This window comes from Variovorax durovernensis (assembly GCF_977011995.1).
Window position 1 is genome coordinate 780,126 of record NZ_CDRNCW010000002.1, and the last position, 13,656, is coordinate 793,781.

Annotated in this window: 12 protein-coding genes; 3 read left to right on the top strand and 9 right to left on the bottom strand. The window is 67.6% G+C overall.

Annotated features, from left to right (window positions below; genetic code table 11):
- The first annotated feature begins 216 nt into the window (after positions 1 to 216).
- Positions 217 to 864: a response regulator gene (locus ACWV14_RS35710; RefSeq protein WP_454908555.1), complete on the top strand. Its 648-nt coding sequence runs from the start codon at positions 217 to 219 to the stop codon at positions 862 to 864.
- Positions 865 to 872: 8 nt separating this feature from the next.
- Here the strand turns inward: ACWV14_RS35710 and ACWV14_RS35715 are convergent, their stop codons facing one another.
- The 4 genes from ACWV14_RS35715 to ACWV14_RS35730 form a co-directional block, all read right to left on the bottom strand.
- Positions 873 to 1,712 (bottom strand): universal stress protein, encoded by an 840-nt coding sequence (locus tag ACWV14_RS35715; protein WP_454908556.1) that lies wholly within the window; start codon positions 1,710 to 1,712, stop codon positions 873 to 875.
- Positions 1,709 to 2,119: a hypothetical protein gene (locus ACWV14_RS35720; RefSeq protein WP_454908557.1), complete on the bottom strand. Its 411-nt coding sequence runs from the start codon at positions 2,117 to 2,119 to the stop codon at positions 1,709 to 1,711. Before ACWV14_RS35720 ends, ACWV14_RS35715 begins: the two co-directional genes overlap by 4 nt.
- A gap of 188 nt (positions 2,120 to 2,307) precedes the next feature.
- On the bottom strand, positions 2,308 to 4,680 hold the full coding sequence (locus ACWV14_RS35725) for a phosphoketolase family protein (protein WP_454908558.1): 2,373 nt from the start codon (positions 4,678 to 4,680) through the stop codon (positions 2,308 to 2,310).
- A gap of 543 nt (positions 4,681 to 5,223) precedes the next feature.
- Positions 5,224 to 5,577 (bottom strand): hypothetical protein, encoded by a 354-nt coding sequence (locus ACWV14_RS35730; protein WP_454908559.1) that lies wholly within the window; start codon positions 5,575 to 5,577, stop codon positions 5,224 to 5,226.
- 162 nt (positions 5,578 to 5,739) lie between these two features.
- Between ACWV14_RS35730 and ACWV14_RS35735 the strand changes: the two genes are divergently transcribed.
- On the top strand, positions 5,740 to 6,075 hold the full coding sequence (locus ACWV14_RS35735) for a hypothetical protein (protein ID WP_454908560.1): 336 nt from the start codon (positions 5,740 to 5,742) through the stop codon (positions 6,073 to 6,075).
- A 247-nt stretch (positions 6,076 to 6,322) separates the two neighbouring features.
- On the opposite strand, the gene nac is transcribed toward ACWV14_RS35735, so the two are convergent.
- Entirely contained in the window at positions 6,323 to 7,249 is a 927-nt protein-coding gene (gene nac, locus ACWV14_RS35740; protein WP_454908561.1) for a nitrogen assimilation transcriptional regulator NAC, read from the bottom strand.
- A gap of 99 nt (positions 7,250 to 7,348) precedes the next feature.
- Here nac and ACWV14_RS35745 point away from each other — a divergent pair, with 99 nt between their 5' ends.
- Complete coding sequence (locus ACWV14_RS35745; protein WP_454908562.1) at positions 7,349 to 8,317, top strand: LysR substrate-binding domain-containing protein; 969 nt, start codon at positions 7,349 to 7,351, stop codon at positions 8,315 to 8,317.
- Between the two features lie 14 nt (positions 8,318 to 8,331).
- Here the strand turns inward: ACWV14_RS35745 and ACWV14_RS35750 are convergent, their stop codons facing one another.
- The 4 genes from ACWV14_RS35750 to ACWV14_RS35765 are packed head-to-tail and all read right to left on the bottom strand — an operon-like array spanning position 8,332 to position 13,637.
- Positions 8,332 to 9,054 (bottom strand): HpcH/HpaI aldolase family protein, encoded by a 723-nt coding sequence (locus ACWV14_RS35750; protein ID WP_454908563.1) that lies wholly within the window; start codon positions 9,052 to 9,054, stop codon positions 8,332 to 8,334.
- Positions 9,055 to 9,066: 12 nt separating this feature from the next.
- Entirely contained in the window at positions 9,067 to 9,870 is an 804-nt protein-coding gene (locus tag ACWV14_RS35755) for an SDR family oxidoreductase (protein WP_454908564.1), read from the bottom strand.
- Entirely contained in the window at positions 9,867 to 11,537 is a 1,671-nt protein-coding gene (locus ACWV14_RS35760; protein ID WP_454908565.1) for a hydantoinase B/oxoprolinase family protein, read from the bottom strand. The genes ACWV14_RS35755 and ACWV14_RS35760 overlap by 4 nt, the downstream gene beginning before the upstream one ends.
- Before the next feature lie 9 nt (positions 11,538 to 11,546).
- Positions 11,547 to 13,637 carry a hydantoinase/oxoprolinase family protein gene (locus ACWV14_RS35765; protein ID WP_454908566.1) on the bottom strand — a complete coding sequence of 697 codons (2,091 nt, stop codon included), beginning with the start codon at positions 13,635 to 13,637 and terminating at the stop codon, positions 11,547 to 11,549.
- Positions 13,638 to 13,656 lie beyond the last annotated feature (19 nt).

Below are 13,656 nucleotides of genomic sequence, written 5' to 3' on the forward strand. Positions count from 1 at the left end.
GCAGATCAAGGCGCGCCGAAAGTCACGCCTCAAGAATGAAGCCTCCAGCAAGAGAGAGGCAGGTTGATCTTGGACGCCTTCCAGCCCAATACATCGCCGTTGACGCGCGGAGCCCCTCCATGGCTTTCAAGACTTGAGGAGGCGTCCGCCAGGGAAGGCAACGGGGCATCGCGAAGCGCATGGCCGAATTTCCTGGCCGGCCAGGCAGAAAAGCCGGTGCGGGTGCTGCTGGTCGACGAGGATGTCGGCGCGCGGCGCGCGATCGCTCACGAACTGGTGATGGATCCGCGCGTGTGTGTCGTCGGCGAGGCGGGCAGCATGCTGGAATGCAAGCGGCTGCTGGCACAGCATGAGTTCGACGTGCTCATCCTCGACGTGCGCCTCGGGGGCGGCAAGGGATTCGACCTGATCGAAAGCACCAGGCGCCATTACAGCTCGGCCGAGATCATCGTGCACTCGGCGCTGGAGGACGAGGCCCATGTGCGCCGTGCGTTCGCGGCGGGCGCCTCGGGCTATCTGGTCAAGAACTCATGGTTCCAGAACTTCACGCAGGCCGTGCTGCAGGTCGTCAACGGCGGCGCGGCCGTATCGCCGAGCGTGGTGCGGCATCTGCTCATGCGGTTAAGGCGCTCCTCCACGCCCGAAGGGCCGCAGGCCGTCGGTACGCCGCCCAAGGCCCTGTCGATGCGCGAGCGCGAAGTGCTCCGGCTCGTCGCCAAGGGCCGCGTCACGCGCGACATCGCGACGGAACTCTCCATCAGCGGACAAACCGTGTGCGCGCATGTGAAGAGCATCTGCCACAAGCTGCAGGTGCGCACGCGCGCGCATGCGGTGACCGAGGCCGCCACCCGCGGGTTGATCTAGCACCTCAGTCAGTGGGCGATGAGTATCGGCACCGTGGCACGCGCTAGCAGGTCGCGCGTCACGCCGCCCAGCATGCGCTCGCGCATCCGGGCGTGACCGTAGCCGCCCATCACGAGCAGGTCGCTCTCCAGCGAGGCGGCGCTGTCCAGCAGGGCATCGGAGAAATGCCAGGAGGTCTCGACCTGCTCGATGTCTGCCCGGATGCCGTGCCGCAGCAGCCAGTTGCTCATCTCGCCGGGGCACAGCGCGCGGCCGGCATCGGCGTCGCCTTCCTGAAGAAATGAAATCAGGGTGACTTTGGCTGCCTTGCGCAGCAGCGGCAGTGCATGGCGCACGGAGATCGCGGCCTCCCTGCTTCCGTCCCAGGCCACGAGGACCCTGTCCAGCGCGCGGTCGAAGCGGCCGGCGCGTGGAACGATGAGCACTGGCCGCCCCGCTTGCAGCATCACCTCTTCGGGGAGCCGGCGCATCGCATGATCGACAACGGCGCATTCGTCCGCCTGGCCCACGACGACGAGGTCGCTGGCGCGGCCATGGCCGATCACGGCGCCCACAGGCTCGCCGTCGACCAGCCGCGTGTCGAAGGACGGCAGCGCCGGCGCCGCGATGCGGCAGCGGAACACATGCGCGACGGTTTCGGCCCTCCTGCGCAGGTGAAGCGACGCGCCGGCGATGCAGTCCTCCAGCTCGGCGTGGGCCGGCATGGTCGGCGGTGTGACCTCGATGCCGGTCGTGACGATGCCCACAAGATGGCTGCGATGCCGCCTGGCGAGCCGTGCCGCCAGCAGGGTGCGGACCTCGCAACGCTCGGTGTGGTCCAGGTGGACGGCGATGGTCGGTAGCGTCATGTCTTCCTTCGCCCCGCGGCCACCGGGGCCCTGGGCCGGGATCGGCGCGGCGCCGGTGCCGCGGCCAGCGCCGTGTGAAGGGTGCACAGGGCGTCGTGCACCACGTCGCCGCGGGAGGCCGGGGCATCGGCCGCATGCGCTTGAGCGGCCCCGCTGCCAGTCTGTACGCACGAAGCGCGTTCCCGCTGCTGTCCGACGGTGGCATCGGGCCAGAACGCGTGCAGCGGCGTCAGGGCCAGCGCCTGCCAGTCATCGGCGCGCATGACCGCATCCGTCTCGGCACGGGTCTCCTCGATGCCGCGCTGCAGCGCGTGCGAGCCGATGGTCTCCAGCATTTCGAGCGTATGCAGCCAGATGCTCCACTGCGCCTTGCACAGTGCCAGCGGAAATGTGATCTCGGTGCTCATGGTGTGTCCTCTGGGCCGGTGTCCGTTGGAACGAATGCTGAAGCCGCGGCGGCGCGCCGGGCTTGCGCGGGATCAACATTGACGAAGCTCAAGCCGATGCGCGGCCGGGTCCGCATACTGCGGTGCTCTTCCAGGAAGAAAACGGCCCGACGTGGTCTCCTCCTCCGCACCGGCCGGCCTTCGGATCGTCAGCGCTGCGTCCAGCGCCAGTTCTCGATCTCGGGCATGTCCTTGCCGTGGCGCACGATGTAGGCCCGGTGTTCGAGCAGACGGTCGCGCAGGTGCTGCTGCACATGGCCGGCGGTGTCGCGGATGCGCGGCACGCGGTCGATGGCGTCGGCGGCCAGGTGGAAGCGGTCGAGCCGGTTGAGCACCGTCATGTCGAAGGGCGTGGTGGTGGTGCCTTCTTCCAGGTAGCCGTGCACATGGAAGTTGCCGTGGTTGCGCCGCTTGTAGGTCAGCCGGTGGATCAGCGCGGGATAGCCGTGGAAGGCGAAGATCACCGGCGCGTCGGTGCTGAAGATCGAGTCGAACACCGCGTCGTCCAGCCCGTGCGGATGGCTCGAAGGCGATTCGAGCGCCATCAGGTCGACCACGTTCACCACGCGCACCTTCAGCTCGGGCAGCAGCGTGCGCAGCAGGTCGACCGCGGCCATGGTCTCCAGCGTGGGCACGTCGCCGGCGCAGGCCATCACCACGTCTGGCGCCACGCCGTTGTCGTTGCTCGCCCAGTCCCAGATGCCCAGGCCCACCGTGCAGTGGCGCTCGGCCGCGGCCATGTCCAGCCACTGCGCCTCGGGCTGCTTGCCGGCCACGATCACGTTCACGTAGTCGCGGCTGCGCAGGCAGTGGTCGGTGACGGACAGCAGCGTGTTGGCGTCGGGCGGCAGGTACACCCGCACCACCTCGGCCTTCTTGTTGACGACGTGGTCGATGAACCCCGGGTCCTGGTGGCTGAAGCCGTTGTGGTCCTGGCGCCAGACGTGGCTGGTCAGCAGGTAGTTCAGCGACGCGATGGGGCGGCGCCACGGAATGTGGCGCGTCACCTTCAGCCACTTCGCATGCTGGTTGAACATCGAGTCGACGATGTGGATGAAGGCTTCGTAGCACGAGAAGAAGCCGTGCCGCCCGGTCAGCAGGTAGCCTTCGAGCCAGCCCTGGCACAGGTGCTCGCTGAGCACTTCCATCACACGGCCATCGGGCGCCACGTGGTCGTCGCCGGGCAGGATCTCGGCGGTCGAGGTGCGGTTGCTCACCTCGAACACCGCACCCAGGCGGTTGGACGCGGTCTCGTCGGGGCCCATGAGCCGGAAGTTGCTGTCCGCCGCATTGAGCCGCATCACGTCGCGCAGGAACTCGCCCATGACGCGGGTGGCCTCGGCATCGACGGCGCCGGGCTTCGCCACCGCCACGGCGTAGTCGCGGAAGTCGGGCAGCTTGAGGTTCTTCAGCAGCAGGCCGCCGTTGGCGTGCGGGTTCGCGCCCATGCGGCGCGTGCCCTGCGGCGACAGGGCGGCGATGTCGGCGCGCAGGGTGCCTTCGGCGTCGAACAGCTCTTCGGGCCGGTAACTTTGCATCCATTGCTGAAGCAGGGCGATGTGCTCGGGCTTGTCGGCAAAGCCGGTCAGGGGCACCTGGTGCGCGCGCTGCGTGCCCTCGATGGGCACGCCGTCCACTGTCTTCGGCCCGGTCCAGCCCTTGGGCGAGCGCAGCACGATCATGGGCCAGCGGTGGCGGCGGCTGAAGCCGTCGGAGCGCGCTTCCACCTGAATGGCGCGGATGGCGTCGAGCGACGCGTCCAGCGCGGCCGCCATCTGCCCGTGCATCAGCACGGGATCGTGGCCCGACACGAAGCGCGGCTCATAGCCGTAGCCGCGCAACAGCTGCGTGAGCTGTTCGTCGCCGATGCGCGCGAGCACCGTCGGCCCGGCGATCTTGTAGCCGTTCAGGTGCAGGATCGGCAGCACCGCGCCGTCGCGTGCGGGGTTGAGGAACTTGTTCGAATGCCAGCTGGCCGCGAGCGCGCCGGTCTCGGCCTCGCCGTCGCCGATGACGCAGCAGGCCAGCAGGTCGGGGTTGTCGAACACCGCGCCGTGCGCGTGCAGCAGCGAATAGCCGAGCTCGCCGCCTTCATGGATCGACCCCGGCGTCTCGGGCGACACGTGGCTCGGTATGCCGCCGGGGAACGAGAACTGCGTGAAGAGGCGCTTGAGGCCTTCGACGTCGCGCGAGATGTGCGGATAGACCTCGCTGTAGGTGCCTTCGAGGTACGTGCTGGCCACAACGCCCGGCCCGCCGTGGCCCGGCCCGGCGATGAAGATCGCATCGAGGTCCCGAGCGTTGATGGCCCGGTTCATGTGCGCATAGATGAAGTTCAGGCCAGGCGTGGTGCCCCAGTGGCCGAGCAGGCGCGGCTTGATGTGTTCCAGCGTCAGCGGCTCGCGCAGCAGCGGATTGCCCATCAGGTAGATCTGGCCCACCGAGAGGTAGTTGGCGGCGCGCCACCAAGCGTCGAGCAGGGTGAAGTCTTCGGGAATCTGCGAGTGCGCGGATGTTGCCATGTCGAGATGCCTGATGCGTGAAAGAACCAGACCAGTATGGGAGGCAAGCCGGGCGCGTGCATTGACGTGCATCAATACCTCGGCGTCGGAGCGGGAACCGTCGCTTGTTTGAGTCAGGGAAGGTCTTATATGGGCGCCTCCCGGATCACAAGCAACTCGTGGCGCGAAGAAGCAGGAGACGAAAGACAGCAGTCACGGCAGAAGTGCATTCGCACCTCGTGCCAGCACAGTGCCTTGCCGACTGGGAGGCCGCGCGTTGGGAGTCGCTGAAGCAGCGCCTGCGCGACCAGGGCGCGAACATGATCGGCGGAGGTTGCGCCGACTCATTGCTGATGGGTGCCGATGGCGATGCGAACCATCCCATCATCCGGGACCGGCAGTGCATCTCGTCGCGAACTCTTCAGATCAGCACTTCATGGCCGCGCTTGTGCAGCGAAAGCGTCAGTGTTGGTCAAACCATTCACCGGGCAGCGGTGAGCGCTGCGAACGAGTCTTTCAACAGAATCGGCCGGCTGTCGCGGGTCATGCAACAAGCGAGGGCTGTCAGACAGACGCGCCTTCGCGCTTTCGTCCCTGAAGAAAGCCGGCCACCAACAGCACGACGCCGAGGCCCATCAGGAACATGGCGAAAGAGTTGCCACCGATCTCGCTGTTGTTGGCCGCGCTGATCGCCTTTGCTGCGGCGTTGGCGTCCGTGGCCGTCATAGCGGTCGCGAAGGCAACTTCCTTGCACTGGGCCAGCAAGGCGGTGTCCGCGTTCTGGGCCGTCATCTTCGTCCGGCACTGCGCCGCGAGCGCGGCATCCGCCTCGCGCGGGCCTCCGAAAAAACCAAGAATGGCGCCAATCAGCAGTGCGATCGCGCCAGTGAGCATGAGCATTCGAGCCGTGTTTTTCATCGATCTCCCTTGTGTCGAGAATCATGATAGTCGGGGCGACGCGTCTTCCCGCGGGCCCGGCAAAATGGGACCAGCCGACCACACTTGGCCCGAGCACGAGGGTCGACTCCGCAGCTCATCTGACCTTGAGCGCTTAATGGGACATCGTCAAAGGAGCCACAAATGGAGGAAGTAGTCCGCGGCCTTGGAGCCATGTGGGAGATAGAGAGCCTACGGCCTTGGCTCCTGGGCGCCGTCGCCACCGCGGTAGCGATCGGCGGGCTGGTGGCCGCAGCACATCGGTGGGCGCGACGCAGGGGCGCTGACGATGCAATCGGCCTGCGCGTGCAGCCCACCGGCCGTTTTTTCCTGTCGCTGCTGTTTGGATTGGGGTGTGTCGCTGTGGCGGGACGCACCGATGTCCCGTGGCCCTTCCCCGCGGCTGGCATCGCGCTCGCCATCTTTTTGATGACGTATTTCGGAAGCCAAGTCTTGCATCCTCCCCAGGATCAGGACTGATCGCCTCCTGTTGCAGTCCCGTTATGGGACGCGCCCGCATCGGCCTGCTGCCCGCAAGCCTTGCTACGCATCGTGCCTCGCCGCGTGGGCTTCACCGTTAGAAGTCGACGTTTTGACGTGGTGCCTGCATGAAGGCGTTGCTGGCCGAACGGCCGGTTCTGAACGAATGTAGCGGCTCTCCGCCGCGGCCCGGTGAGATTTCCAGAGCGCATCACGGCGTGCTCTTCAATGGCTGGTTCTCCGGCTGTCAGTGGACCAGGTGCATGCCTCCCCCTAACTCGAGGCGATGAACCAGCTCCATCAGAATGCCCTTGACGACCTGCGCAGGCTCCGACAGCGGCAGATGATCGGAAGCGCAGAGCGCCAGCGGAATCTCGATATGCGGCGACACCAGGCGCCCGACGTCGACCGGCGCCATGGCCGCGACGGAGCGTGCAAGCGACACGGGCAGGATCGTCGCACCCACGCCTGAGGCGACCGCAGCGGACAGCGTGCTCGAAGACTCCATCTCCGCCACCACGCGAGGAATCATCTTCGCCGAGGCAAAGGCCCGGTTCACGCTGCGGCGCAGCTGGTTGTCGATGCTGGGCAGGAGCAGGTCCACATTCCGCAGCTCGGCCAGCTCCAGCTCTTCGCCGTCCATGCGCAGCATGCCGTGGGAGGCCACGACGCAGAGGTCCTCGGTAAGCAACGGGTCGAACGCCAAGCCTCGCACCGCCTGTTCGCCGCCGTAGAACACGGCCATGTCCATGAGGCCGTTGCGCACCACGTCGCACAGCGTGGTTCCGAAGTTCTCGTTGATGTGCAGCATGAGCTGCGGATGCCGCTCCTGCACCGTCTGCAGCAGCGGCAAGGCCAGGCCCGATGCAGCGGTGCCCGGCGCGAGGCCGACCGATACCTGCCCCGCCAGACTGCGCCCGGCATTGACGACATCGGCACGCGCCTGCTCGAACTGGCGCAGTATCAATTGCGCATGGCGGTACAGCACCATGCCGGCTTCGGTGGGCACCACGCCCTTCTGCGTTCGCAGCAACAGGCGCTGGTTGAACTCACCTTCGAGCGTGGCCAGCTGCTGGCTCAGCGCAGGTTGCGCGACGTGCAGCACCTCCGAGGCTTGCGTGAGGCTGCCCACGTCGACGATCTTCACGAAATACTTCAACCGCCTGAGGTTCACCGGATCTCCGTTGTCTTTCTGTTCTATGAACAAGCAAGCATCGAGCCACGCGTTGCCAGCGTCAACCGGGGTTACGATCAGTGCGCTTCCGATTCACCAATGACGGTCAATTTCAAAACCCTCAAGAGCTTCGTGACCGCGGTGGACGCACGCAGCCTCTCCGCGGCCGCCGCGCAGTTGAGCGTTGCACAGCCGGCGTTGAGCCAGCACATCGCCTCGCTCGAGGAACACTTCAAGCACAAGCTGCTGAACCGCTCCAACGCCGGCGTGACACCCACGCCGGCCGGCGTCGAGCTCTACCGCCACGCGCAGATCATGCTCAGCCACCTGGAGCAGGTGGAGCGCGACCTGATGAACCGCACGGACGAGAGCTTCATCTGCGGCCCGGTATCGGTCGGGCTGGCCACCTACAGCACAGCCTCGGCGCTGTCGATGCCGTTGCTGCAGGCAGTGCGCAGCGCCTACCCGGGCGTCAACCTCTTCATCAACGACAACTTCGGCCTGGTGCTGAGCGAGATGGTGATGACCGGGCGCCTGGACATGGCCATCATCTACGCGGGCAGCCCCATGAAGGGGCTCGCGCTGCAGCCGCTGCTGACCGAAGACCTGTTCCTCATCGCCCCGCCGGGCATGGAGCTGGAACCGCAGGGCGACCAGACCATCGCTCTGCACGCGCTGGCCGGCATCGACCTGCTGCTGCCGAGCCGCATGCACTTCCTGCGCCGGATGGTCGACGAGGCCTTCGCGCGCATCGGCGTGGTGCCGAACATCCGCGCCGAGATCGAGTCCGCCGAAACGCTGCGCCAGGCGATCCAGGCGGGCGTGGGCGCCACCATCCTGCCTTCGGCGCTGGCGGACTTTCCGCCGATCGCGAAGCCGCCGGTGATCCGCCGCATCGTGGAGCCCGGCTTGCAGGCCACCGTGTCGCTGTGCGTGCCGGACCACCTGCCGATGTCCGACCAGGCGCGCGCCGTGCTGGAAATCCTGCGGCAGCAGATCGGCAACCTGTTCGAAGCCGGGCGCCTCGAGGGCATCCGCGTACCGGAAGCCGGGTCACCGCCGGCCTGAACGACCGCGCAGGCTCAGTGCGCGCCGGCGACGGCCACCACGGGCTGAGACAGACTGCGCATCGCCGCGACGCCTTCCGTCACGAACGGGTCGGCGTGGTAGTACAGCAGCTGTGCGCCAATCGACACCAGGTGTTCGACGTCCTGCTTCACGACAAGGGTGCCGGCGATCTTTCCGGCCGCGCGAATGCGCTGCAGCGTCTGGTCGACCAGGTCGAGCGCGGGTTGCGGGCGGCGCTTGCCCGGTGCCACCGCGGGCGAGTACCCCATCGACTGCGACAGGTCGCCAGGCCCGACGAAGAACACGTCGATGCCTTCGACCGCCAGGATCTCGTCGAGATTGCGCACCGCCTCGACCGACTCCACCATGCCGATGAGCAGCCGGGTCTCGTGATCGTCGGGGCAGGCATAGCGGAAGGTATGCACCACCTGGCGCGCGATCTCCGCGGTGTGGATCAGCGGCACCATCACGCCGTCCGCGCCCGCGTTGAGGCAGCGCGTGATGGTGGAGCGCTCCTGGTTCTGCGGGCGCACGATGCCGAAGCCACCCGCATAGCGCGCGGCCTTGGCCATGTGGTGGATGTCCTCGAAGCTGGCCAGGCCGTGCTCACAGTCGATGAAGACCGAGTCCGCGCCCGAGCGCACGAGCTTCTCGCACAGCGTGGGGGACACATGGTTCGGGTTGACCATCAGCACGGAGTCGCCGCGTGCCAGGCGTTGATGAAGGGTGTCGCTCATGCTTCGTCTCGTTCAGGGTTTGCCGGGTGTTCCGTCGGGGGCGCCGAGCCAGCGGCTGATCTCGATGTCGGGGCCCTGGTCGCGCGCGCGGGTCGGGCTGATCACCAGCTGTTCGATGGTGGTGCCCTGCGGCAGGGTGCAGGCCAGCAGGATCGCGCGCGCCACGTCGTCGGGCGCGACCATGGCCGCACGCTCGTCCGCGCTCGGCGGGCGCACGCGCGTGTCCATGATGGGCGTGTCGACCTCGCCCGGCAGGATGGTGGTGGAGCGGATGTTGTTGTTGCGGAAGGTGCCGTGCACGAAGCCCATGAGGTTCGTCACCGCCGCCTTGGCCGCGCCGTAGGGTGCGCCGCCCAGCAGGTTCGGCCGCACGGCCGCCAGCGAGGACACCGTGACGATGGTGCCGGCACCGGCTTCGAGCATGCCCGGCAGCACGGCCTGGATCAGCACATACACGGCCGTCAGGTTGACCGACACGGCCGACTCCCAGTCGTCCGGTTCGATCCAGCGGATGTTGCGCACGCGGCTCGTGAGGCCCGCGTTGTTGACCAGGATGCCGATGGGGCCGACCTCCCTGGCCGTCCACTGCACCAGCGCGAGCAGCTGTTCGCGCTCCTGCAGATCCGCCTGGCGGGCCCAGGCTTGCCCGCCCGCGTCACGGATCTCGGCCACCACAGCCTGCAGCGGTTCGATGCGGCGGCCCATCACGACCACGCGCGCGCCTTCCGCGGCCAGCATCCGCGCGGTCGAGCGGCCGATGCCCGAGCCGCCACCGGTCACCAGGGCCACTTGCCCCTGCAAGGCGCCGGCCGTCATGCCGCCACCTTCTTCTCTTCGTAGCCGTAGTCGGCCTGCGCGCCGGCCGCGCTGACAAGACCCTGGCGCAGGTCGTCTTCGATCAGTTCGTGCGAGCGCTGCTGCGCGTCGCCCCAGCCGCCACCGCCGGGCAGCTCGATCGTGAGGCGCTCGCCCGGCGCCAGCACCAGCCGCCCCTTCGGGAACACGGCCTTGCCGTCGTGCAGTACCGCGCCATTGCGCCCGGCCTGGCCGCCCAGCACACCGAGGCAGGGGTACTTCACGTGCTCGGTGCTCAGGTAGATGTTCATCTCGCGGTCCGACAGATTGCGGATCACGCCGCGCTGGCCCAGGCCGCCGCGGAATTTGCCGGGGCCGCCGGAGTCCGGAATGAGCTCCTTGCATTCGGTGAGCACGGGCACCGCCAGCTCGTACATCTCGATCGGCGTCACGCGGCAGTTCGACGGAAAGCTCAGCGTGTCCAGCCCGTCCATCGACGAACGACCACCCTGCCCGCCGTGGAAGTTTTGCGCGCTGCCATAGGCCGTGCCGTCTGAGCGCTGGCCCTGGCAGTTGATGCCCCAGATCGGCGCGCCGCCACTGTCGCCCATCGCGCCTTCGGGCACCACATGCTGCAACGCCTTGAAGATCAGGCTCGGAATGCAATGGCCCACGAGGTTGCGCGCGGCGCCCGCCGCATGCGGTCGCGGGTTGAGGATGGAGCCCACCGGCGCCGAGTCTGTCAGCGCGACCATGCAGCCCTCGTTGTTCGGCGTCTCCGGGTCGAGCAGGCATTTGAGCGCATACACGCTGTGCGCCACGCGGTAGTGCGGCACCACGTTGATGCCGCGCGCCACCTCGGGCGAGGTGCCGGTGTAGTCGACGTGGATCGAGTCGTCGCGCACCTCCACGCTCACGCACAGCTTCACGTCGGACTCGAAGCCGTCGATGGTCATGTCGGCCTTGTAGCTGCCGTTCGGCCAGGCCGCGATGGCCTGGCGCATGTGGCGCTCCGAGCGGCTGAAGATCGCTTCGCCCAGGCCGTCGCAGTCTTCGAGGCCGTATTCGTCCATGAAGCGCGTGAGCTCGCGGCTCATCACCTCGTTGGCGGCCACCATGCTCTGGATGTCGCCGCGCACCTCGTGCGGCAGGCGCACGCTGGCCTCGATGACCGAGAACACGTCGGTGTTCGGCTGGCCGGCCTTGAAGAGCTTGAGCATCGGGATGCGGATGCCCTCCTCGAACATGTCGGTCGAGTCGGGCGACTGCGGCCGGCCGCCGATGTCCGGCAGGTGGGCGATGCTGCCCGCGTAGGCCACGATCTTGCCCTTGCGGAAGATCGGCGTGAGCATGACCATGTCCGGCAGATGGCCGGTGCCGATCACCGGGTCGTTGGTGGCCAGCACGTCGCCGGGCTCCAGCGACTCGGGCGGAAAGGCCTTGAGGAAGTAGTTCTGCGCGGCCATGGGCAGCGTGGTGATGAACACCGGAATGGACCAGGTGCACTGCGCCAGCGCGCGGCCCTTGGCGTCGAGCAGCACGTTCACGTAGTCGTGGTTCTCGCGCACGATCGGCGAGAAGGCCGTGCGGCCGAGTGCGCTGTCGGCCTGGTCGGCAATGAAGACGAGGCGGTCCCACATCACCTGCAGGGTGATCGGATCGTTGAAATCGGGTTTGAGCATGGACATGGCAAGACCTCAGGACAAAAGCATGATCAGGTTGTGCTCGGCATCGAGCGAGGCAGAGGCATTGGGCCCCATCACCACGGTCGACTCGCGCTGCTCGATGATCGCGGGACCCTCGACCGGCACGCCGGGCACCAGCGCATAGTGGTCGTAGACCGGCGTGTCGACGTACTTGCCGAGCTCCGGGAAGAACACGGGCCGCGTGCCCTTGCGTGCATCGCGCTTCACTTCCGACTCGCCGCGCAGGCTGGCCAGCGACACCGGCGCCTTCGGCCCGCTGGCGCGCACGCGCCAGGTGATGACCTCGGCATCGGTGCCCGAGACGCCGCGGCCGTACAGGGCCACGTAGGCGGCATGGAAGCGCGCCAGCAGTTCCTCGATGAACTTCGGGTCCGCCGGGTCCAGCGCCGGCAACGGCACCGAGATTTCGTAGCCCTGGCCGACGTGACGCATGTCCACGGTGTACGAATAGCTGATGTGGTCCACCGGCACCTTGCTCGCCAGCACCACTTCGCGCCCCTGGTCCGCCAGCGTGGCCTTGACCACGTTCACCGCGCTCGGGTTCCAGGCCGAGATGCGCATCGGCAGGCTGGCCGACAGGTCGGCCGCCACCGGCGCACCCAGGAGGCCGATGGCCGAGGTGACACCCGCACCCAGCGGGCAGATCACCTTGCGGATGCCCAGCTTGCGGGCCACGCCGTACGCATGCACCGGCCCGGCCCCGCCGAAGGCGATCAGCGGCAGCGCGCGCGGGTCGACGCCGCTGTCGGTGGCCTGCATCGAGGCGGCCTCGGCCATGCTCTCGTTGACCATGTCGTGGATGCCCCAGGCGCAGCGCTCCAGCGAAATACCCAGGTCCTTCGCGAGCCGGGCCATCGCCGATTCGGCGGCGGGCTTGTCGAGCGCGAAGTCACCGCCGAGGAAGGAGTTTTCGTTCAGGTAGCCCAGCAGCAGGTCGGCGTCGGTCACCGTCGGCTCGGTGCCGCCGCGTCCATAGCAGGCCGGCCCCGGTGCCGCGGCCGCGCTGCGCGGCCCCACGCCCAGCAGGCCGAGCTTGTTGCGCGCCGCGATGCTGCCGCCGCCCGCACCGATCTCGATCATGTGGATCGACTGGATCTTCAGCGGAAAGCCACTGCCCTTGCGGAAACGCTCATGCCGCGCCACCTCGAGGTCGTTGGCCACCATGGGCTGGCCGTTCGGAATCAGGCACAGCTTGGCCGTGGTGCCACCCATGTCGAAGGACAGCACGCTCGACTCGCCGGCCTGGCGCGCATAGTCCGCCGCCGCCACCGCACCGGCCGCGGGGCCGGATTCGATCAGCCGCACCGGCGTGCGCGAGGCCGACGAACTCGGCACCACGCCGCCGCTCGAGGTCATCCAGAGCAGTTGCCCTTCGACGCCGCGCTTCGACAGCTCGCGCTCGAGGTGGTTCACGTGCCCGACCATCATCGGCCGTGTGTAGGCGTTGACGACAGTCGTCGAGGCGCGGTCGTACTCGCGCACTTCGGGGCACACCGTGGAAGACAGCGAGACGGAAATGCCTGGCGCCACCTCGGCCAGGATTTCGCCGATGCGCCGCTCGTGCTGCGCGTACTTGTAGGCGTGCAGCAGGCACACGGCCACCGACTCGACCTTCTTGTCGAGCAGCACGCGGGCGATGGTGCGCACGCCGTCCTCGTCGAGTGCCTTGATCACCGTGCCGTCGGCGGCAATGCGCTCTTCCACGCCGAAGCACAGCTCGCGCGAGACCAGCGGATCGGGGTACTGGATGCGCAGGTCGTACAGGTCGTAGCGCCCTTCCGTGCGAATGCGCAGCATGTCCTGGAAGCCGTCGGTGGTGATGAAGGCGGTGGGCACGCCGCGGCGCTCCAGCACCGCGTTGGTCACGACCGTGGTCGCGCCCAGGATCTGCAGCTGGCCGTTGCCTGTGGCCTTGGCCCCGTTGCGCTCGCGCACCTTGGCGAGCAGCTCGTCCACGCCCTGGAGCACGGCGCGCGCGGGCGCATCGGGGGTGCTCAGCACTTTGTGCAGCAGGATGGTTCCGTCGTCGTCCGTCATCGCGAAGTCGGTGAACGTGCCACCTGTGTCAAATGCCAGTTTCATGCCTTTCAGCTCCTTCTGT